Below are 21,153 nucleotides of genomic sequence, written 5' to 3'. Positions count from 1 at the left end.
CGGTATCGACATCACCTGGGGAAGTCGTTGAGCGTCGTTTGATCCTGGATGATCTGCCTGGTCGTGATCGCGACAGCCGCTGGCAGTCTCTGACACACGATTGCGCTGAAGTCGTTCGGAATTTCCTGTGCGATGGCCGGAACAAGGCGGCCGGTCGAGAGCATCAGGGCTCAGTGATCAAGCCAATGCACAAGGTCCTGGAGAGGGTAAGACATGACTGTTTCTCCTGCCGGATTCGGCCTTCGAGTTCGCCCGAGGTCAGAATTGAGATTCTCGCCGATTGTTTGACCGGCCCGATAAAATGGTTCCAAGGCGTTGACGACGGCAATGTGACCCGTGCCGAGCCATTGAAACTTGCTTGAGACGTTCCAAAATTTCGCCGGCGGGAATGGCGAGAGCCGCCAGACTCAAACACGCATGAGATTGTCTGAAGCCGAGGACCATCCATGGAAGGACCCATTTCGACCTATTTTGCATCGATTGAACCCGTGGCCCCCGACGTTTTTCTGGACCGCTTGCTGCATCCGGCGCGGCATTTCAAACAGCCCCACGACGTTTTGGCCGACGTTGCCCTGGACGCTCAGGAGAAGCGCGCCATTCTTTCGTCATGGGCGTCGGATGCCTGCGCCGTAGAATCCGTGCCAGCGCTTCGCATGCTGCCGGGAGCGGGTGAACCGGTCAGCTTCGACACGATCATGGATGCGTTGCAACAGTTGGATCAATCGGATGAGCGTGCCGGTCCTGACTGCAGTGACAGCGCGGCAGTGGCCGCGTTCGTACCATTCGTCGATCGGATTTAAGGGCGACGTAGTTGTTCTTGCACCATGGACCCGTCGGCGAGTGACCCCGCCGGCGGAAGGGGTGGCATTGGTGCGTTCGCCCAGATTGCCGATGAAAATTTTCCTATTCTTGCTCTTGAAGGTGTAAGTCGCGATTCTAAATTGATGGTCGCCGGCAGCCTAATGGGGCCGGCAACACCAGGAGGCGGCAAGGCTCTTGGCGCCTTCTGTTGTCCATGTTGCTCAAAGGAGGATGTGGCTATGAAGACAAACCTCGATTTTACCCCTCTATACCGGTCCAGCATCGGCTTCGACCGCATGGTCGACATGCTTGAAAGTGCGAGTCGTGTGGCCTCGTTCGACAACTGGCCGCCCTACGATATCGCCAAGGTTGATGATGATCAGTATCGCATCACGATGGCGGTCGCCGGTTTCCCGCAGGACCAGTTGACCGTCACCTACCAGCCCAACATGCTGGTTGTGAGCGGGTCGCAATCCGGCGATGAGAACGGCCAGTATCTCTACCGCGGCATCAACGGGCGCGCTTTCGAGCGTCGGTTCGAACTGGCCGATCATGTCAAAGTCGAGGGCGCCAGCCTTGAGAACGGGCTGCTGAGCATCGATCTCAAGCGCGAGGTTCCCGAGGAGATGAAACCGCGCAAGATCGAAATCTCCAGCGGGGCTCCCATGCCGAAGATCGAGGCTCCCAAGGTCGAGACCGACAAGCTGGCCGCCTGAGCAATCCACCATGAAGGCTTTCGCTTGAGCCGGGCGTCCCGCCCGGCTCAGAGACCTACGAAAGGAGAAAGACAATGAGCGTACGTGACTTGATCCCATGGGGCCGGGGCAACGGAAACTCGGCGCCCAGTCTCTTCCCTGATGGAGATCGAGACCCCTTCGTCTCCCTCCACCGGGAGGTAAACCGGCTGTTCGATGACGCCTTCCGCAGCTTTGGCGCCAGACTGCCGGCCTTCGGTCCCTCTTTCGCCGCCAGTTGGCCGAATGTCGAAATCTCCGACACGGACAAGGAAGTCCGCGTCACGGCGGAAATACCTGGCCTGGACGAGAGCGACATAGAAGTCCTGCTGGAAAATGGGGCGCTCAAGCTTAAAGGCGAGAAGCGTTCCGAGACCGAGGACAAGGACCGGCAGTTCTCCGAGCGCTTCTACGGTCGCTTCGAGCGCCTCATTCCGCTCGGCTACGAGGTTGAAGAAGACAAGGTCAACGCCGCCTTCAAGAACGGGGTGCTGACCGTGACGTTGCCCAAGACCGAGCGGGCGCAGGCGAAGGCCAAGCGGATCGCAATCAACGGGAAGAACTGACGGATGCAGTATGGGTGGCGGCCCTTACGGCCGCTGCCCGTGCGACCCTTCATAACGGGAGGGACAGGCAATGGAGACAGTTCAAAGCAGCGACAACATCAGGAACCCAACCAAGACGTCCGTCCGGCCGGACAATGACAATCGGCCTCGTCTAGACGGGCCGGCTTTGTCAATGGGACGGTCAGTGTTTCCGGACGGCGCAACGGCGCGGATCTACCAGCCATGCCGCCCGGCCATGACCTCGGCAAAGCCCCGCAAGGCCTGGCGATTGGTCTTCGAACGCCGCACAGCCCCGTTCATCGAGCCGCTGATGGGCTATACCGGTGGCCGGGACACCCTGACCCAGGTTGAACTGAACTTTCCGACGCTGGAAGCGGCGATCCGTTATGCCGAGCGTCAAGGCCTCAATTACGTGGTGCAGGCGGCACCTCCTGCTTCCCAGGCCAAGATCAGGAGTCAGCATGTATCGGAGGAGAAACAGGCCTTTTCCGACCTGGTTTGGCAGCGGCTGCAGTTGGCTTGGCTCCAGGCAAGTCACGGCTATGGCGCCGGTGCACAGGTAGCGCACATACAGACGGCGCTTTCCGAGCCGGAGACTTTCTACACCTCTCCGATGCAGGTGGTGGATGATCCCGTCCTTTCACCCGACGAGAAACGCGCTGTGCTCAAGAACTGGGCCTGGAACGAGTACCTGATCGACCTGGCCACCGCCGAAGGCATGCCGGAAAATGCACGCCCGTCGCGATTGGACGAGGTCGAACTCGCTCTGCTGGCCCTGGAGGCCCGAAACCGGGGCTTCCAGACCAGGACCAGCCCGGTACGCTCCCGGATAGCCGCATAATTGGAGGCAAGAATGGACCCACTGATCGTCTTCGACGCCCAACGGACCATACCGAACCCATTCGCGCTTGCGGTCGCGGCAGCGGGCGGGGCGCGCGCCGACAACTTTCCCAATGCGTGTGCGCCCGATTGCGCCTCGGCAGAACTCGGCACAGTTGTTAGGATCGCGCTGATATGGACGCTCCAATGAATTGGCGACAGAGGTTCCTATGTATCAATCCTTCAACGGCTCCGCCCATCCCCTGGCACCGAAAGAGATCGCGATCGCTGCCGTCCCCGAAGACGAGCGTGTCTGGGTCCCACAGGCTAAGGGCGTGTGGTTCCGACCACTTATGCTCAACACAATGCAAGGCCAGTGGTGCAATCTGCTCCGCGTACGCCGGGCCGGGATATTAAGCCGTCATCTGCATCCGGCCCCCGTGCATGGCTATGTGATCAAGGGGCGTTGGCACTACCTTGAACACGACTGGGTGGCAGAGACCGGATCTTACGTTTTCGAGCCGCCCGGTGAAATCCACACGCTCACGGTCCCAAGCGACGTGCCCGAGATGATCACCTTCTTCAACATCTCCGGCTGCATGGTTTACCTGGACAAGGATAACAAGCAGATTGGTTTCGAGGACGTTTTCACCAAGATCGACATGTGCAGAAGCCACTATGCGAGCGTGGGTCTCGGGGACGATTTCGTCGATCAATTCGTGCGGTAGACATCCGCCCGTTTGTCTTCCGCTGCGGTAAGTTCGCGCTCCGCCACAGAGGCGAAACGAGGAGATTTTGGTGACCGGTTCCATATGGGCGATGCCCTTCTTCGCGGGCAAGACCGTCGTCATTACCGGAGGCACGACAGGCATCGGAAACGGCATCGCCATGGCGTTCGCCGAGGCCGGGGCAATCGTCCACGCGACTGGGGCCACGGCCGCCGAGGTAGCGGCCGCTCGTGCATACGGCACCGCCGTCTCGTATTCAGTACTCGACGTCCGGGATATGACTGCGGTCGAAGGATATTCCAGTCAGTTCACATCCGTTGCAGCGCTCGTAAATTGCGCAGGGGTAAACCTGCGCGCCGCCGAATTCACTGTCCAGGGTTTCGAAACGGTGGTCGATATCAATCTCACCGGCTCCATGCGGAGTGCGAGCGCGTTCCGAGGGGCACTCTCAAACGGGGGCGCCATCGTCAACATCGCCTCGATGTTCGCGTTTTTCGGCGCGGCTCATGCGCCGGCTTACGCCGCATCCAAGGGCGCCATCGTGCAACTTACCAAGTCGCTCGCCATCGCCTATGCCGGGGATGGCATCCGCGTAAACGCATTGGCGCCTGGCTGGATCGAGACCGCCATGACCGCCGCGCCACGGGCCGATCCAGCTCGCAACGCGGAATTGATGAAACGCACTCCGATGGGTCGCTGGGGTACGCCGGGCGACCTGACCGGCCCCGCCTTGTTCTTGTGTTCGCCGCTCGCGGGGTTCATCACTGGGGCAATTCTGCCGGTTGACGGTGGCTATCTCATTGCGTGAGGCGTTGGCTATGCTGCGCGACCGATCTCCAAGCCTGTGTCGTCGAGATCAAGATCGAACGCGACCAGTCGACCATGCCTGACCGCAATTGCCGCCACCAACTCCGCAAGCTCGCCATCCGTATGCTCGCAAAAAGCTGCCTGTTTCCTGACAATCGTGACCGCATCCCGGGTCGATACGACAGAGAACGGCCTCCGGGATCTCACGAAGGATTCCGCAACCTCCGCGACGGATGAAGCTCGGTCAAAATTATCTTGCATACTTGCACCTCTGTACGACGCTAGCCCAAGCTCGGCCCGCGCAAATTGTTCCCACTGGCCTAATGCAGCCTGGTTGGCATCCAGCCTGGGCTCCTTGTGTGCGAAGGCCGGGAGCAACGCGACATGGCCGTCGCCGTGCCTTGGACAGTAGGCTGGACGCATTCGTCTCCACTCAACCAAAGGTCACGCCATCGGCCAGTCCTCGCTACATGCTTCAAATGCGAACACGAGCGCGACGCTACAGACGAGGAGGATCAGATGTGTCCAAGCCGCTCGCCAAAATTTCCGACCCTCGGATCACCGCAGTTCCCGCGCAACAAGTCGCCGGGAGACCTGTTTGCTCGCGTTAATTGCGGTCGACTGACTCCTGGCTCATTCGCCGCCCCGCCAGTTGGCTCCGGTCAGCCGGCCTCGTCCGTCTCCGCCATCGCTGGCCGGCGGACGATCCAATCCACCAAACCGGCTTCGGTCTGCTCGCAGGCCACGAATTCGCGCACCAGACTTCGCGCCAGCTCGCGCCATTGACACTCGGGCACGTTCATTTCCGCGATCAGATCTCGGCATGCAGCGCGTATGATGTCGGCATCGAAGGCTGACACGGCGACAGGACCACGGTCTGTATTCTTCGCTCGAGGAGTGTCGTCGCCCTGACGTTCGCGAAAGCGCCTCAGCACCTCGCGCGATGTGGCGATCGCTTGTCGGGTTTGACTCATAGCCTCGTAAAATCCAACTTCGCGGACCGGTGAGCGGTGCCGTGATAGAATGAAGTCCTCCATAACCGGATGTGCAGTGTCCGTACGCGTTGCAACCATCGCCGCCTCCCTGCAGGCGCACCCAATGCTTGCAGCTTCTGCCCGTTTTCGGGCGGCCGCCTGCATTTGTCGTGTCGCTGCTATGATCGCGTGAGTTAAAGCCGGTGAAGCGTCGCTGCAATTACAAATGTAAGTGTGGCATCCGATAAGTGGTATGCCCGCTGGCTGCGGCGGCGGCGAGTTCGTTCTTCAGACGGTCGAAGTCTTCCTCGGCGAAGCGCTCTCCGCGTTGCCGGAACGAGGAAGCAGGATCTGGACAAAATGCATGCGGCCGCCTCCAAGATTTCCAAACGGCAGCGACAGGCACCATGTTCCATGCAAGGCGCTATTGGCGAAAATCCGCCAATTTCCGCCAGTCGAAGACAACGCCCACTCCAGGCTCGTCGGGTGCTATCGCCAAACCATCCTGAAGCCTCAGCGGCTCAGTGGTATAATGGTCAATATCAAAACTATGCGCCTCCACCCAGCCGGCATTTGTCTGACCTGCAACGAGGCTGACATGAAGTTCCTGCATCCCGTGACTGCAGACCGGAATGCCAGCCTTGCGTGAGAGCGCTGCCACGCGCAGCCAGCCGGTGACCCCGCCGCAGTTGGAGGCGTCGGGTTGGATGTAGGCGAGATTCGACCAAGCGAAGGCATGCTCGAACTCCTCGATGACATGCAGGTTTTCTCCCATTGCCAGGGGCATTCCGGTAGCCTTGGCAATGCTGGCGTAACCCTCATAGTCGTCGGGTATGATGGGCTCCTCGAACCACAGCAGATCGTAGGCGGCGAATGCTCTCGCTGCCTCGATCGCTCGCGGGACGTCCAGCGCGTAGTTGGCGTCAACCATAAAGGTGACATGAGGGCCGATGCGCTCGCGAACTGCCTTCACCCGGGCCACATCCTCGGCAAGGTCGTCCTTGCCGACCTTGATCTTCACCCCGGTGAAGCCGGCATTGAGATAGGAATCGATGCTGGCCAAAAGCTGATCGAGGGTGAAGTTTAGGTCGATGCCGCCGCGATAGGCCTTGGCGCTCTTCCCGGCCCCGCCCGCCATCTGCCAAAGCGGCAGGCCGCTACGCCGGCCCTTGAGGTCCCATAATGCGATGTCGATCGCCGAGATCGCGAAAGAAGCGATGCCGCCGCGCCCGACATAGTGGATGTGCCAGAGCATGCCGTCGTAGATCGTGTCGATTTGCGTTGCGTCGCGTGCCTTGAGGAACGGCGCGAGGTCGTGATCGATCATTGCCTTGATCGCAAAGCCGCCCCTGCCGCCGGTGTAGGTGTAGCCTGTGCCCTCGGTGCCGTCGGCAAGCCTCAGCGTGACGGTGACCAGCTCGAAATGCGTGTGCGCGCCGTGCTTCGCATCGGTCATCACCTCACGCAGTGGGACCCGAAACAGCCGGGTCTCGACTTCCTTGATTTCGGTGCGGCTCATGCTGCGCTCCATTCAGGTTTTTTCATCGGACCATAATTGCACCGGCAGCGCTGACTGGCAACAATGTGGCTGATCTTTCAGCGATTCTGAAGCCAATCAGTCATTTTTGGTCCTACAAAAGCATCAATCCGCTTGTGCTTTGGTCCGATTTACCTTCTAATAACAGGACCATCTGGGAGGAAAAAGGCTTGCTGGATACGGAAGAGCGTCCTGAGATGCCCGCGGCTATTCTCGCCGCCCGCGCGGCCGACGCGATGGTGGCCGGCATAGAGGCCGACATCACATCCGGAAGGCTTGGCGACGGCAGCTACCTGCCGGCCGAGCGCGAACTGATGATCGAGTATGGTGTAGGCCGGGGCGTTGTGCGTGAGGCGATTGCGCGCCTGGCCAGCCGCGGCCTGGTGGAAGCGCGTCCGCGGTTCCGGCCCGTGGCGCGCCGGCCTGGCCTGGATGCCGCGCTCGGCGCCCTCGACGGCATCGTAGGACATCTGCTGAGCGACCAGGCGGGCGTGAAGAACCTCTACGACATGCGCGTCTTCCTCGAGGCGTCGCTGGCGCGCAACGCCGCCATCCATGCCCGCAAGGATGACGTCACAGCCCTGAGGGCGGCGCTGGCGATGAACGAGGCAGCCATCCCGGATTCTGAGAAATTCTATGCGACGGACGTGGCGTTCCACGCAGCGCTCTATGACATCGCGCGCAACCCGGTGCTGCCTGTCGTGCACAAGGCATTTACCGCCTGGCTGTCGCCGCATTGGATGCGCATGCCACGGTCGCCCGAGCGCAACCGCGTGAATTTCCTCAGCCATCGTGAAATCTGCACGGCCATCATTGAGCGAGATCCTGACGGCGCCGAGCGGGCGCTGCTCAACCACCTCTCGGCGGCCTGGGAGTATGTCCGCGGTACATTCGAAAGCCGTGAGGCGCCGGAAGCATGACGCAGTCCTACGACCATATCGTGGTGGGCGGCGGAGCAGCCGGCTGCGTCGCGGCGGCAAGGCTTGTCAAAGCGGGACGGCGAACCCTGCTGCTGGAGGCCGGCCATTCCCATCATCACCCCTTGCTCGACATGCCGCCCGGCATCTTCAAGATGATCAACGGCTCGAAATTCATGCGCTATCACCGCACCGAGCCGCAGGCCCATCTCGACGGCCGCGTCCATGAAATCTCGCAAGGCAACGTGCTGGGCGGCGGCACCTCGGTCAACGCCCAGGTCTACATGCGAGGCCGCTCGGCCGACTATGAGGAGTGGGACGAACTGCTGCGCGGCAACAATGCCGGCGTGCGCTGGAACTGGCAGGCGGTGCTGCCGCATTTCACCGGCATGGAGGGAAACAACCGCCTCGGCGGCGAACTGCATGGCAGCGAAGGTCCGCTGCTGGTCTCGGATCCAGGCCACATCGATGATGTTTCCCGTTGGTTCGTCCAGGCCGTCCAAGGCCTTGGATTGCCGTACAACCATGACTTCAACGGACCGTCGCAGCGCGGGGTCGGCTTCTACCAGTTCATGAACCGGCGGGGAAAGCGCAGCAGCGCCGCCTATGCCTTCATCGAGCCGCTGACGAATGATCCCAAGCTGACGCTGAAACTCAATTGCACAGTCAGCCGGCTGCTGATCGAAAACGGTCGGGTCACCGGCGTCGTCTATTCGGATGCGTCGGGCGCCGAGCATACCGTCCATGCAGATGCCGACGTGATCGTCTCGTCCGGTGCCCTCGTCTCGCCGAAACTGCTCATGCTGTCCGGCATCGGCCCCGCCGAGGCGCTTGCCGGGCACGGCATTTCCTGCGTCGCCGACCTGCCCGGGGTCGGCGAAAACCTGATCGACCATCCGGAGGTGCCGATCATCGCCACCGCAAACGGCCCATACGGCTATTTCAGGCAGGGCCAAGGCTGGAGGATGATCAGGAACGGCCTGCATTTCAAGCTCTTCGGCACCGGCACGATCCTGTCAGCGGGGGTGGAGGCCGGAGCCTTCGTCAATCCGGCCGATCCCGAGGGCGAACCGACGATCCAGGCCTTCTGCGTGCCGCACGTCTATCTGGACCGCGATATCCTGACCTTGGTCGAGAACACCTATGGGCTTACCGTGACGACAGTGGTGGTGAAGCCAAAGTCGCGCGGTTTCGTAAGGCTGCGTTCGGCGGATCCGAAGGACATGCCGATCGTTTCGCCGAACCTCCTTAAACATCCCGACGACATGCGGGAAATGATCTCCGGCCAGCGTTATTTCCTGCAGGCTTTTCAGACCAAGCCGCTCGCCGATCGGGTCAAGACCATTGCCGTGCCAAGCCAGGATGATCTCAGCGACGAAGCCATGACAAAGCATTGCAAGCGCTTTGTGAAGACCAACTACCACCCGGCCGGGACATGCCGGATGGGCTCGGACAGCGACCGGATGGCGGTGCTGGACGCGGCGCTGCGCGTGCGCGGAATAGACAATCTGCGGGTTGCCGACATGTCGGCCTGCCCCAACATCAATGCCGGCAATACGGCGGCGCCCGCCATGATGCTGGGCGACCGCTGCGCCGACTTCATTTTGGAGGCGGCATAGAGCCTGATCCAGCTTGCCGACGGCGTCATCGCCAAAGCCGTCAAGGCCGATATCGTGAGGAAATTACACAGTCGCTGAAAGCGACAATAAAGGAGGAAAGAGCATGATCATTACCCGTCGAAAACTATTGGTTGGCTCCGCCGCCGGCGCGGTCGCGCTGACACTCGGCTCACGCGCCTTCGCGGCGCTCCCGCCGCTCGCCAAGAAGGACAAGTACAAGGTCGGTTTCGCGCAGACGGAAAGCAACAATCCGTGGCGTCTTGCCGAGACCAAGAGCATGCAGGACGAAGCCGCCAAGCTTGGCCATCAGCTGGTCTACACGGATGCCGCCGGCTCGTCGGCCAAGCAGGCCTCCGACGTGAACTCGATGATCGCGCAGGGCGTCGACGCAATCTTCCTGCCGCCCCGCGAAGACAAGCCCCTGGTGCCGGTCATTCTTGCCGCGCGCGATGCCGGCATACCGGTGTTTCTGGTCGACCGCGACGTTGATCACACCATGGCCAAGCCGGGCGAGGATTATGTCTGCTTCATCGGTTCGGATTTCATCGAGGAGGCGACCCGCGTCGGGGAATGGCTGATCAAGAACGCCAATGGCAAGTCGAAGATCATCGAGCTGGAAGGCACGACCGGAGCCTCGGCCGCTACCGACCGCAAGAAAGGCTTCGACGATTTCATCGCCAAGCACTCGCAGTTCACCATCCTGGCGTCGCAGTCCGGCGACTTCGCCCGTGACAAGGGCCGGCAGGTCGCCGAGACGCTGCTTCAGGCGCACCCTGATGCGGATATCATCTACGCGCATAATGATGAGATGGCGCTAGGCGCCATCGCCGCTTTGGAAGCAGCCGGCAAGACCCCGGGCAAGGATGTGCTGATCTTGTCGATCGACGGCGAGAAGGAAGGCGTCCAGGCGATCATTGACGGCAAGATCGGCGCTATCTGCGCTTGCAGCCCGCTGTTCGGGCCGAAGGCCTTCGCAACGATGGCCGACTATGCGGCCGGCAAGAAGATCCCGCCGTTCATCAAGAACGAGGATGCCTTCTTCGACGCCACGAACGCGAAGAAAGACTTCGATATTGCGTTCTGATATCCACTTTCTTTCCAGTTGCCCTACCCGCTTCGGCGGGTAGGGTTTGGGAGTTTGACGATGACCGCTCAGCCGGACCAAGCCGCGCTGCTCCTGGACATGCGTGACATCCAGAAGCGTTTTGCCGGCATCCCTGCCCTGGCCGATGCCTCGCTCCAGGTTCTTCCGGGCGAGATCCACGCACTCATCGGCCAGAACGGTGCGGGCAAATCGACACTTATCAAGGTGCTCACCGGCTATTACCGCCGGGATGCGGGGCAGGTGCTGTTCGAACGGAAGCCGTTCGAAGTTGGGTCTCCTCATCAGGCGCAGGTCAGCGGCATCAGCACCATCTACCAGGAGATCAATCTCGTACCGCTGCGCTCGGTGACCGAGAACATCTGCCTTGGACGCGAGAAGCGCCGCCGCGGCCTGCTCGACTGGAGCGCGATGCATGCGGAAGCCGAGCGCCTGCTCAGCCGCTTCTCGATGGGCATCGACGTGCGCCGCCCGCTCAGCGATTTCAACACCGCCACGCAGCAGATGGTGGCGATCGCCCGCGCCATCGGCTTTTCCGCCCGCCTCGTGATCATGGATGAGCCGACCTCCTCGCTGGACGAGCGTGAAGTCTCGGTCTTGTTCAGCGTTATCCGTCAGCTCAAGGCCGACGGCGTCTCCGTTCTGTTCGTCAGCCACAAGCTCGACGAGTTGTACGAGGTCTGCGACCGGGTCACGATCATGCGTGACGGCCGCACGGTGCGAAGCGCGGCGATGAGCGACATCGGCAAGCTGGAGCTGGTCGCGGCCATGCTCGGCCGCGACGTCGCAGCCGTCGAAGGCCACGCGACCGCGTTCGGCGAACGCGATCGGTCGAGGATCGGTGATGTGCTGTTTACCGCGCAAAGGCTGGCAGCCGGCCAGTTGGTCCGTGACGTGAGCTTCGACCTGCGCCGCGGCGAGATCGCCGGCTTTGCCGGCTTGCTCGGCGCCGGCCGCACCGAAACAGCCCGCCTCGTATTCGGCGCCGACCGCCGGAGCGCAGGCGAGATGACGATGGAGGGCGCGTCCTACCATCCCGCACGTGCCGCTGATGCCATCGCCGCAGGGATGGGCTTCTGCACTGAGGACCGCAAGGCCGAGGGCATCGTGCCGGAAATGACCGTCGCGGAGAACATAACACTGGCACTGCTGCCGAAAATCAGCCGCAATGGCATCCTGAACGAGGCCCGGCAGAAGGAGATCGTCGAGCGCTTCATTCGTGAACTCGACATCAAATGCTCGGGGCCTAACCAGAAGGTCCGCGAGTTGTCGGGCGGCAACCAGCAAAAGGTGCTGCTTGCCCGCTGGCTGGCAATGAACCCGAAGCTGCTCATTCTCGATGAGCCGACGCGCGGCATCGATGTCGGGGCCAAGGCCGAGATCCAGCGCCTCATCCGCAAGCTTGCCGATGACGGGCTCGGCGTGCTGATGATCTCCTCGGAACTCGAGGAAGTGATGGAAGGAGCCGACCGCATATTCGTGCTGCGCGAAGGAGTGAGGGTGGCCGAACTGGAAGGCCAGGCAGCCGACGAGGAGGACGTGCTCGCGGCGATGGCGCATGGCGGCGCGGCGAAGGAGGCAGCGTGAGCGATCTGGCCACACCATCCGCAGCCAACGACGCTGGAAACCGCCGCTTTGATGTGTTCGGTTTCCTGGCGCGCTACGGCACGGTGATCGCGCTTGTGCTGCTGGTGGTCTTCAACCTTGCCTATACGCGCAATTTCGCGACTCTGCAGACACTCAACGTCAACCTGACCCAGGTCTGCACGATTGTGATCGTCGCGGTGGGGATGACCCTGGTGATCGCCACCGGCGGCATCGACCTGTCGGTTGGTTCGCTGATGGCGATCTCCGGCGCATTGGCGCCGATGATCTTCATGGGCACGATCTTCCCGGTCGGAAACATCTATCTGGCGGTAGCCGTCGCGATGATTGCCTCGATCCTCGTCGCCGGCCTGTTCGGGCTGTTCAACGGCTGGTTGGTCTCGCGTTTCCGCATCCAACCGATCGTCGCAACGCTCGTGCTGTTCATCGCCGGGCGCGGGATCGCGCAGGTCATGACCAACGGCAATCTGCAGACCTTCCGCGTGCCGCAATTCCAGTGGATCGGACTTGCCCGCCCGCTCGGCATTCCCGCGCAGGTCATCATCATGGCCGTGCTGGTTGCGGTGGCCGCTTGGGCCCTTCACCGCACGGTGTTCGGGCGAAGCATCCTGGCGGTCGGCGGCAATGAAAAGGCCTCTGAACTCGCCGGCATCGCCGTATCGAGGATCAAGCTCGCTGTCTATGCGATCAGCGGCCTGTGCGCGGGGCTAGCCGGTCTCGTCGTCATTGCGATCAACTCCTCCAGCGACGCCAATCTCGTGGGGCTGGGCATGGAACTCGACGCCATCGCGGCGGTCGCGGTGGGCGGCACGCTGTTGAGTGGCGGAAAGGCCACAATCATCGGCACCCTGCTGGGCGCACTGACCATCCAGTTGGTGCGCTACACGCTGCTCGCCAATGGCGTACCCGACGCCGCTGCGCTCGTCGTCAAGGCCGGCATCATCGCATTCGCCGTCTGGCTGCAGCAGCAACACCGGGTGTAATCCATGAACAGCGCCAGACTGGTTCGCATCATCGGCACTTACGGTGTCGTCATCGCGCTTGCAGCCCTCGTCCTGTTCGGATTCCTGCGCTACGACCGCTTCCTCGGCCTCTTCAACGTGATGAGCGTTCTGCGCTACAACTCGATGTTCGCGCTCGTCGCGCTCGGCATGTGCTTCGTGATCATGACCGGCGGCATAGACCTGTCCGTCGGCTCCGTCGCAGCCTTGGGCAGCGTCGCGTCAGCCCTGGCGAGCCCGCACGGCATCGTGGCAGGCCTTGCAGCGGGCGTTGGCGCCGGCCTGGCAGCCGGGCTGATCAACGCGCTCCTGGTTACACGCGGCAACCTGATGCCATTCATCGCCACGCTTGCCACCATGCTGGCCGCAAGCGGCTCGGCGCTGCTTCTGGCCGGCAACCAGACGGTTTCGGTGTCTTACGATTCGGGTTTCACCGCCATCGGCCAAGGGAATTTCTGGATTTTCCCGATTCCGGCAGTCATCGCCCTGGTTGCCTATGCCGTCGGCTCAGTGGTCCTGAACTACACCAGCACGGGACGGACGGTGCTGGCCATCGGCGGTGGCGAGGATGCCTCGCGGCTGATGGGGCTGCGCACTGACCGCGTCAAATTTCTCGTCTATGTCGCAAGCGGGTGCCTGGCCGGGCTCGCCGGCGTCGTCCTCGCTTCTCAGTTCGGCGCAGGCCAGCCGATCGAGGGCGTCGGCTGGGAGCTGTTTGCCATCGCAGCCGTGGTCGTGGGCGGGACGCTGCTGACCGGCGGCTCGGGCTCGGTGTTGACCACGCTGGCCGGCGTGCTGTTGCTCGGGATCCTTTTCAACGTCCTGAACTTCGAAAACGGCATGGGTTGGATTTCGCTGTCAGCCTACTGGCAGTCGGTGATCCGCGGGCTGTTTTTGCTCGTCGTCGTCCTTCTCCAGGCACGGCTTACGGCAAGGCGCGAAACTGCCTGAGGATGGCGAGCGCCTTCGAGCACGATGAGCTCAAAAGAGCTCTGGCGCTGCAGAATCAGTGCGCGTTGCGCACCCGGCCCAATGAGCGCATCCCGCAGACTTTCTGCGGCGATGCTTCCCCGGTGCACCTGGGGTCCGACACCCTTGGAGCGGGATCCGCAAGCGGATCGTGGTGCAGTCACATGGTCGTCCTGGAGACGGTCATTTCCCGGCGACCGCCACGAACACGGACTGCCCCTGCCTTTCCAGCCGAAACAGGATGGGCTTGCTCTGCCGGCGAGAGTTCGCCCACTCCTCGACGATGTCCGAAGGCTCCGTCACGCGGCGATTGTTGGCCGATATGATGACATCGCCCGGCTGCAATCCGCTCCGGGCGGCAAGGCCATCGGGAACCACTTCCACGACGAAGACGCCGGTCGTTCCTGATTTGATGCCGAGCTGCTGACGCGCCTGATCCGGAATCTGGCTGAGCGATAGGCCGAGGCCTTCGGCCGCCGACCTCTTGTCGGGAACAGCGCCGGTCTTCACCTCCGCATCCTTGCGCTCACCGATGACAAGCGCGATCTCCTGGTCCTTGCCGCCGTTACTCCGTGTCAGAGTGGCCTTGCTGCCAGGCTTCTGGCTAGCCGTCGCAAGCGTGAGGTCATGGACACCCTCAATGCCCTTGCCGTTGAACCGGGTGATCACGTCACCCGGCTTCAAGCCGGCTTTCTCCGCCGGGCTGCCGGGCTCGACCGAAGCAACCAGCGCGCCCTTGTCATCCTTCATCCCGAGGGCCTCAGCCAGCGACGGCGTGATGTCCTGCAGGCGGACCCCGATGAAGCCACGCTCGATCCGGCCGGTTCTAATCAACTGGTCGGCGATGCTCTGGGCGGTGCGCGATGGCACCGCAAATCCGATCCCGATGCTGCCGCCCGACGGCGAGACAATGGCGGTGTTGACGCCGATCACCTCGCCACGTGCGTTGAACAGCGGACCGCCCGAGTTGCCTCGATTGATCGACGCGTCCGTCTGGAGAAAATCGTCGTACGGCCCGGCTTGAATGTCTCGCGAGCGGGCCGACAGAACGCCGACAGTGACTGTCCCTCCGAGTCCGAAGGGACTGCCGATCGCGATTGTCCATGCGCCCGGCTGCATTGCATCCGAGTCACCCCATTTGGTCGTGGTCATGTTGGGCCGCGGGTCGACCTTCAGCACCGCTATATCGGTGGCGGGGTCACGGCCGACCAATTGCGCCGGCGCCGTTTCCTTGTCGGAAAATACGACATGGATCTCTGTCGCATCGGCAACGACATGGTTGTTGGTGACGATGTAGCCGTCGGGACTGATCACAAATCCGGAGCCAAGCGCCTCCCTCACCTGTGGCTGAACGGGTCCGAGGCCCTGGCCGTCGAACGGACTTGTAAAGTCGCCCGCCGTCGTCTGTTCCTGGACAACCTCCCGGGTCGTGATCGCGACCACGGCCGGCAATTTCTGCTGAATGATCGCCGTGAAGTCGGTCGGGGTATCCTGGGCCAGGACAGGCGCCACGCCACTGGCCGAGAGCATCAGCGCAACCGCGATCAAGCGCGTTGCAAATCGTCTTTGCATATCGTGAGACATTGCTGGACCTCCTGCCGGACAGCCCCGGCCGCTCGGCCGCGCCGCGCGGAGCCGGTGCTCCGGACGCTAGAACTGCCAACAAAGCTGTTTGTTTCAGCCCCCCGGAAAAATGGCACGGCCAGGAAAAACAGCCCGACCGCGGGGGTCCGGAAGGCAGCAGCCGGGAACCATTGAGGCCGTCGAGTTCAACCGTCCACAGGACTGGTCCCGGACGTGGCAGAAGTCAGCAAAGCGACTGCGTCAGCTCCGGCAAATGCCCGATATGCCCATGGAGCCAACCCAGCGGCTGAGGTGCCTCTACCGGGCCTGGTGCGAAAACGATCTGCAATGCAAGAGGGAGCTCAACAGCCGCAGAGAGACGCGGTCGTGATCACCGCCGCTCGAACTCCCTCAAGGGAACAAAAGGGTACCAACTAAGTTCGGCCCCCATAGTGAGGATGTCTATATGGATCTGTTGCCCCAGTCAGCCGAACACACCGTCTCCCCGCCGCCCGCTCCAGACCTTCACCGGCTTTTGTTCGATCCAAACTTGCGTATACACGGCTTGATTGATGACACTGTCGTCACCAAAGCCTTGGACGATTTGAAAGCCGTGCGTTCCGGGGAAGACGATCTCTACGTTGAAATCGACACGCCCGGAGGCGACGCCGACGGCGCGCGACGTCTAGCTCTAGAGTTCAAGCTTTTTCTGAAACACTCGGGCCGCAACGGCTACATCATTGGCAAGAATACGGTTTACTCTGCCGGGGTAACGGTCCTTGCCGCTTTCCCGAAAGCCTGCAGGTTCCTTTGCCCGCAAGCAGTCCTGCTGATTCATGAAAGAAGGCTTGAGAAAGACTTGGTTCTGAATGGACCAATTCGAAGCTGTCTTCAGATCGTTCGCGAACAACTTGCGCTGTTGGAAACGGCAGAGCGACTCGAGAATGAAGGGTTCGCCGATCTCGTCCAAGGTTCTCGAACATCGCTGGAAGAGCTGCGCGACCATGCCTTGACCAACTGCTACCTGATGGCAGCCAGAGCTTTGGAGTTGGGCCTTGTTGAAGACATTGCCGATTAACTTGACGCCTCGGATGCAAACGGCAGAGCCGAGTCCAACACGCTTCCCTCACTCATGGCTCCGGCGACCATGAACGGCAAGGTTGAAAAGATAGAGCGGACCGGCGGCTGTCTTTGCGGGTCTGTGAGGTATGTTGTCACCGGCGCGCCGTTGCGCGTTGGCTTGTGTCATTGCCAGGATTGCAAGAGAACCAGCGGCAGCACCTACAGTGCCTTTGCCGTGTGGCCGCGGTCGGCTTACCAGTGCAAGGGCGAGCTTGTTGCATTCAACGGCAGAGGTTTTTGTCCGGCATGCGGGTCGCGCGTGGTGAACCTCCGCGACGACGAAGCCGAGATCATGATCGGCACTCTCGATGATGCGCCAAACGACCTTCTCCCGGCATACGAGCTTTGGACCCCCCGGCGCGAAGCCTGGCTCCACAACCTGCCTTGGGCTGACCAATTCGCGGGCGATCGCACCGAAGAAGGCCAAAATTGGCGCGAAGCCCGACGAGTATGACCATGCTCGAATGGCCCTCCACCCATGAACTGTGAAAGTCAGCTTCATGCGCGATGAATCACTCAAGTTCTTGAAGAAAATTGTGGCGACCCCGTCGCCGAGCGGCTTTGAGCAACCTGTAGCGGAGCTTTTCCGCGAGTATGTTCGTCCGTATGCCCACAGGTTGACGACGGACGTCATGGGCAATGTCACAGCGATCATCAATCCTGAGGCGTCTATGCGCTTCATGTATGCCGGGCACATGGATGAGGTCGGCTTCATCGTCCACTACATCGACGATGACGGTTTTCTGTTCTTCAGCACCATAGGTGGAACGGACGTTGCCACTGAAATCGGCCAGCGTGTCTGGGTGCACGGCAAAGAGCCGATCCTGGGGGTCGTGGGTCGCAAAGCAATCCAGACCTTCAAAGCCTCTGACACGTCTCAAACACCCTCGCTGATGGAACTGTGGATCGATATCGGCGCGAGTTCGCGAGAGGAAGCGTTGAAGGTCGTAGAGGTCGGCAGCGCGGTGACTATCCATGGCGAGTTTGCAGCGCTCCAGGGCAACCTTGCTGTCGGACGAGCGTTCGACAACAAGGTCGGCCTCCTCATCGGCGCCGAGGTGCTGCGCTGCCTCTCTGAGGAGGGAGGCGTTCACCCCGGCGTGGGGCTCTATATCCTGGGTACGGTTCAAGAGGAAATCGGTTCCCGAGGCGCGATGACCTCGGCGTTCAATATCGCGCCTCGAACCGGCCTCGCAATCGATATGGGCGTGGCGATGGACTATCCGCGCGCTCGCGCCGAGGATCAGGGCAAACTGGACCTTGGGAAAGGGCCGGCAATCACTCAAGGCGCGAACACCAACCCGGTGGTGTTCAATCTGCTGAAGTCGGTGGCCGAGAAAGAGGGCCTGCCTTATCAGTTTCAGGCGGTGGGCAGCTCAAGCCCTACCGACGCGCGTGTCATGCAGCAGAACCGCGGCGGCGTCGCAAGTGGGGTGCTCTCCGTGCCTTTGCGTTACATGCATACCCCGTCCGAAGTTGTTTGCTTGGATGATGTGCAAACGACGATTGACTTGGTTTGTGCATATTGCCGGCAATTGACGCCGGAGATCGACTTCACGCCAAGATGATCGCTGCGGGATTGATTGTGGAAGTCGTGGCTCCAACAGTCGCCGATCTGGCGCCTGTCGGCCACCGCCCGGTTCGTCGGTCACCGCGCACCTGCGAAAACCCAACCACGGTCCACTGGGGAGCGCGCCTCAGGTCACCGCGACCGCTTCCACCAAACGCCTGAGGAAATCCGTCAGAGCGGCTTCAGGATCATCACCTGCGCCAACGAGCACCGAAATACCCCAGCGCCCAAGCACGGCCTCCTCCACAGGGTTGCGGCTGGGCATGAAGATGAACGAAGGGGGACGATCTTTCTCATATCCAGACCGGTGCCAGGTTTGCCAAAGCCGGTGCAACAGCAGCCGGATGTTTGGATCGGAGAGGCTATAGCCAATGAACAGGATCGTGCTGCCGAGAGCGTCGGAGCGAAAGCGGACATCAAGGGGAGAATTGAAGGACAGGCGGTCAAGATAGTCGGTTTCGGTGAGGACAAGGGAAGAGTCCTCGTCAAAGTCGCCGTGAAATTTCACGATGTGCGTTATGCCTCGACGGGCCTGCGCAACGTGCCGTGCGTTGGCCACTTTCACGTACTCTCGACCGTGGATTTCAAAAGCGAGTTCCAGGTTCCGGTCATAGTTCGTCGTATAGATGACGGGAAAATCGAGCGTCACGATGAGACGGTGCAATTCCGATTTCTCGATCCGTTCCTTGGCGACAGACCAGTTTCTGTCCATCCAACTGCGAAGTGGTCCGATGCTGCCATGCTTGATCCGATAGTATTCGGCCAAGGTCTGAAAACGATCGCGTCGCGTGGAAAATTCATCGTCGACGCCGAGCTCCTTTGCCATTCGCTCGATGAGCTTCTCCCAAGACGGAAGTCCGACGCTGATCGATACCCCCGCCCCCACAAACAAAATTGCGCTGCGATGACGAATTGCATTGGCGAGCGAATTTATAGGATCATCATCGTTCATGGATAGGTCCTCCGAAGCCACTCGCGTGGGCCGGACCTAAAGGTGCGTGCCCCGTGAGCGGATCGTGGACGCGGCCCCGCAATTCGAGCCAGCACGGCGCACTGCGGGAGCATCGTGCTCCGCCCTCATCGACGAAATCGGATCGACCACGCACCAGCCAGCCCAGAGGGGGCGGCCCTTGCAGTCCTGCCGAGCCGCTTGCCACCCGAACCGAGGTAGCGGCCGCGAGGACACTGGCTGTGAACTGGAACCGGCGGTGTTGCGGTTTACTGGCCACGTTGATTCAGTTCTGCGCCAGCCATATTGCGCAAAACTCTATCGAGTTTCGCATTCACCAAGAGGTTGCGCCGCTTCGCGCCGATAAAGATGGCGAGAGAGTAAATCATTGTAAGAACAGAGATCATCGTCATTCCGGCCTAAACATCAGCGGCCGGAGATGTTCCATGCGCCCGGAAATATTCCAGTGCAGGTGTTTTTAAATCGCCGAAGCTACGCGCTCAATGCGCGGTTGGTTTCGTGTCCAGGGCGGACGAATTAGCGCAAGGCGGTATTCATCCTCCCACATCGGCGGCGGACTGAAGCGAAATGCTGGTTGTGTCCCCCAGAATTGCAATGAAACGCCGATGCTTTGCATGCGGCCCGGAACAAATGCTCGCTTGCACAGTTCGAGCCATGCAGCGGTCGACGCCCGCGCTGCAAGATCGGTAGCCCGATCGCCCGCGCCGGCCCCTCCCACGGCGCGGGCTTTCGTTTGAATTCACGCTGTCGGGGTTGGAGTCGCTCCGCCGTTGTCGCGAGCCGGCTGATATACGCGCTGTCCGGGGCTCGCGGGATGCCGGCGACATCGGCATTCGCGCAGTCCGGCAGGTCAGCCGATGCACGGGAACAACGCGGCACTGTGATGGTTTGGTGGCCTCGGAAGGTGGCAGAGAACGATGGGCAAAAAGCCCAAACAGCACGCAAAATCCACGGCGGATCGCGAAAAGGCGATCGAGGCGCTCTACTTCGCGCGCAAGTGCGGCCTTACGAAGGAAGAGGCACTCAAGATGCTTAGGGAAGCCCCGATCGGGATCGATGATGAAGCCGAAGAGCGCTCCGGCAGTTAGACGCGATCGCCGGTCGCGCGTCGCAGCCGGCCGCGGCGCATGATCTTCTTCACTTCCGATACGCATTTCAACGATCCGCGCATTCTGCGCCTCGACCGGCGTCCCTTCGCCTCGTTGGTCGATCATGACCAGGCGCTGGTTGCGTTTTGGAACGAAACGGTTGGCCCGAACGACGAGGTCTGGCACCTCGGCGATTTCGCCAAGGGTCCAGCCGAGACCGTGTCTTCACTGCTGTCGTCTCTTAACGGGTCCAAGCACCTGATAATTGGCAACAATGATGGCGCCGCCACCATTGGCGACCCGGCCTGGGCGAGCGTGCACCACTACATGGAGCTTCTTGTCGAGGGCAGCTTGCTGGTTCTGTGCCACTATCCTTTTCGCACCTGGAACCAGATCGGCAAGAGGTCGGTAAACCTGCACGGTCATTCGCACGGTCGTCTGAAGCCGATGACGCGCCAGCATGATGTCGGCGTCGACGCATGGGGGTTTCGTCCGGTAACCTTTGCTGCCATTCAGGCCAGTCGCCGGCGGGGTTAGCCCGACAGAACGCCGGGCGAGCGAAGGTCTTCAGCTTAGCGGGATTGGAGCCGACGAGAGGCCGTCTGTAATCCTGCCGGACCCGCAACAATGCGACAATTCTGGTTGGGCGACTTCAAATAGG

At 61.3% G+C, this 21,153-nt stretch carries 22 protein-coding genes; 18 read left to right on the top strand and 4 right to left on the bottom strand.

What is annotated here, in order from left to right:
- The first annotated feature begins 446 nt into the window (after positions 1–446).
- From ACYG9Z_RS27910 to ACYG9Z_RS27880, 7 genes are all read left to right on the top strand, one after another.
- A complete protein-coding gene (locus tag ACYG9Z_RS27910; RefSeq protein WP_023752255.1) occupies positions 447–800 on the top strand; it encodes a hypothetical protein in 354 nt (117 codons plus the stop codon).
- Between the two features lie 240 nt (positions 801–1,040).
- A complete protein-coding gene (locus ACYG9Z_RS27905; RefSeq protein WP_023752254.1) occupies positions 1,041–1,517 on the top strand; it encodes an Hsp20 family protein in 477 nt (158 codons plus the stop codon).
- 74 nt (positions 1,518–1,591) lie between these two features.
- Entirely contained in the window at positions 1,592–2,101 is a 510-nt protein-coding gene (locus ACYG9Z_RS27900; protein WP_023752253.1) for an Hsp20/alpha crystallin family protein, read from the top strand.
- Between the two features lie 70 nt (positions 2,102–2,171).
- Entirely contained in the window at positions 2,172–2,942 is a 771-nt protein-coding gene (locus tag ACYG9Z_RS27895) for an NADH dehydrogenase ubiquinone Fe-S protein 4 (protein WP_023752252.1), read from the top strand.
- 12 nt (positions 2,943–2,954) lie between these two features.
- Entirely contained in the window at positions 2,955–3,131 is a 177-nt protein-coding gene (locus ACYG9Z_RS27890; RefSeq protein ID WP_023752251.1) for a hypothetical protein, read from the top strand.
- Positions 3,132–3,150: 19 nt separating this feature from the next.
- Positions 3,151–3,648 (top strand): 2,4'-dihydroxyacetophenone dioxygenase family protein, encoded by a 498-nt coding sequence (locus tag ACYG9Z_RS27885; RefSeq protein WP_023752250.1) that lies wholly within the window; start codon positions 3,151–3,153, stop codon positions 3,646–3,648.
- A gap of 70 nt (positions 3,649–3,718) precedes the next feature.
- The gene (locus ACYG9Z_RS27880; RefSeq protein ID WP_031244135.1) at positions 3,719–4,456 is read left to right on the top strand and encodes an SDR family oxidoreductase; all 738 of its coding nucleotides are present in this window, start codon (positions 3,719–3,721) and stop codon (positions 4,454–4,456) included.
- Positions 4,457–5,117: 661 nt separating this feature from the next.
- Here the strand turns inward: ACYG9Z_RS27880 and ACYG9Z_RS27875 are convergent.
- A complete protein-coding gene (locus tag ACYG9Z_RS27875; RefSeq protein ID WP_023752249.1) occupies positions 5,118–5,528 on the bottom strand; it encodes a hypothetical protein in 411 nt (136 codons plus the stop codon).
- Positions 5,529–5,853: 325 nt separating this feature from the next.
- The gene (locus ACYG9Z_RS27870) at positions 5,854–6,948 is read right to left on the bottom strand and encodes a mandelate racemase/muconate lactonizing enzyme family protein (RefSeq protein ID WP_023752248.1); all 1,095 of its coding nucleotides are present in this window, start codon (positions 6,946–6,948) and stop codon (positions 5,854–5,856) included.
- 188 nt (positions 6,949–7,136) lie between these two features.
- On the opposite strand from ACYG9Z_RS27870, the gene ACYG9Z_RS27865 reads away from it, so the two are divergent.
- The 6 genes from ACYG9Z_RS27865 (at position 7,137) to ACYG9Z_RS27840 (ending at position 14,161) form a co-directional block, all read left to right on the top strand.
- A complete protein-coding gene (locus tag ACYG9Z_RS27865; RefSeq protein ID WP_023682469.1) occupies positions 7,137–7,886 on the top strand; it encodes an FCD domain-containing protein in 750 nt (249 codons plus the stop codon).
- On the top strand, positions 7,883–9,502 hold the full coding sequence (locus ACYG9Z_RS27860) for a GMC family oxidoreductase (RefSeq protein ID WP_023752247.1): 1,620 nt from the start codon (positions 7,883–7,885) through the stop codon (positions 9,500–9,502). Before ACYG9Z_RS27865 ends, ACYG9Z_RS27860 begins: the two co-directional genes overlap by 4 nt.
- Positions 9,503–9,605: 103 nt before the next feature.
- A complete protein-coding gene (locus tag ACYG9Z_RS27855; RefSeq protein ID WP_023682467.1) occupies positions 9,606–10,586 on the top strand; it encodes an ABC transporter substrate-binding protein in 981 nt (326 codons plus the stop codon).
- A gap of 60 nt (positions 10,587–10,646) precedes the next feature.
- Positions 10,647–12,191: a sugar ABC transporter ATP-binding protein gene (locus tag ACYG9Z_RS27850; protein WP_023736594.1), complete on the top strand. Its 1,545-nt coding sequence runs from the start codon at positions 10,647–10,649 to the stop codon at positions 12,189–12,191.
- Complete coding sequence (locus ACYG9Z_RS27845; protein ID WP_023693472.1) at positions 12,188–13,192, top strand: ABC transporter permease; 1,005 nt, start codon at positions 12,188–12,190, stop codon at positions 13,190–13,192. Before ACYG9Z_RS27850 ends, ACYG9Z_RS27845 begins: the two co-directional genes overlap by 4 nt.
- A gap of 3 nt (positions 13,193–13,195) precedes the next feature.
- Positions 13,196–14,161, top strand: coding sequence for an ABC transporter permease (locus tag ACYG9Z_RS27840; RefSeq protein WP_023672667.1), 966 nt, complete (start codon positions 13,196–13,198; stop codon positions 14,159–14,161).
- 201 nt (positions 14,162–14,362) lie between these two features.
- Here ACYG9Z_RS27840 and ACYG9Z_RS27835 read toward each other — a convergent pair whose 3' ends face one another.
- A complete protein-coding gene (locus ACYG9Z_RS27835) occupies positions 14,363–15,727 on the bottom strand; it encodes a Do family serine endopeptidase (protein WP_352862417.1) in 1,365 nt (454 codons plus the stop codon).
- A 481-nt stretch (positions 15,728–16,208) separates the two neighbouring features.
- On the opposite strand from ACYG9Z_RS27835, the gene ACYG9Z_RS27830 reads away from it, so the two are divergent.
- From ACYG9Z_RS27830 to ACYG9Z_RS27820, 3 genes are all read left to right on the top strand, one after another.
- Positions 16,209–16,820 (top strand): ATP-dependent Clp protease proteolytic subunit, encoded by a 612-nt coding sequence (locus ACYG9Z_RS27830; RefSeq protein ID WP_023682462.1) that lies wholly within the window; start codon positions 16,209–16,211, stop codon positions 16,818–16,820.
- A 69-nt stretch (positions 16,821–16,889) separates the two neighbouring features.
- Positions 16,890–17,318: a GFA family protein gene (locus ACYG9Z_RS27825; RefSeq protein ID WP_050485925.1), complete on the top strand. Its 429-nt coding sequence runs from the start codon at positions 16,890–16,892 to the stop codon at positions 17,316–17,318.
- 46 nt (positions 17,319–17,364) lie between these two features.
- The gene (locus ACYG9Z_RS27820) at positions 17,365–18,432 is read left to right on the top strand and encodes a M42 family metallopeptidase (RefSeq protein WP_023682460.1); all 1,068 of its coding nucleotides are present in this window, start codon (positions 17,365–17,367) and stop codon (positions 18,430–18,432) included.
- A 129-nt stretch (positions 18,433–18,561) separates the two neighbouring features.
- Here ACYG9Z_RS27820 and ACYG9Z_RS27815 read toward each other — a convergent pair whose 3' ends face one another.
- Positions 18,562–19,386: an SIR2 family NAD-dependent protein deacylase gene (locus ACYG9Z_RS27815; protein WP_023752246.1), complete on the bottom strand. Its 825-nt coding sequence runs from the start codon at positions 19,384–19,386 to the stop codon at positions 18,562–18,564.
- Between the two features lie 935 nt (positions 19,387–20,321).
- On the opposite strand from ACYG9Z_RS27815, the gene ACYG9Z_RS27810 reads away from it, so the two are divergent.
- Positions 20,322–20,492 (top strand): hypothetical protein, encoded by a 171-nt coding sequence (locus ACYG9Z_RS27810; RefSeq protein WP_023672674.1) that lies wholly within the window; start codon positions 20,322–20,324, stop codon positions 20,490–20,492.
- A 39-nt stretch (positions 20,493–20,531) separates the two neighbouring features.
- Complete coding sequence (locus ACYG9Z_RS27805) at positions 20,532–21,029, top strand: hydrolase (protein ID WP_023682458.1); 498 nt, start codon at positions 20,532–20,534, stop codon at positions 21,027–21,029.
- The last annotated feature ends 124 nt before the right edge of the window (positions 21,030–21,153 follow it).

It is taken from the genome of Mesorhizobium sp. RSR380A, assembly GCF_054719385.1.
Note: the sequence above shows the minus strand (reverse complement) of the source record. Positions and strands in the feature narration are given on the sequence as shown.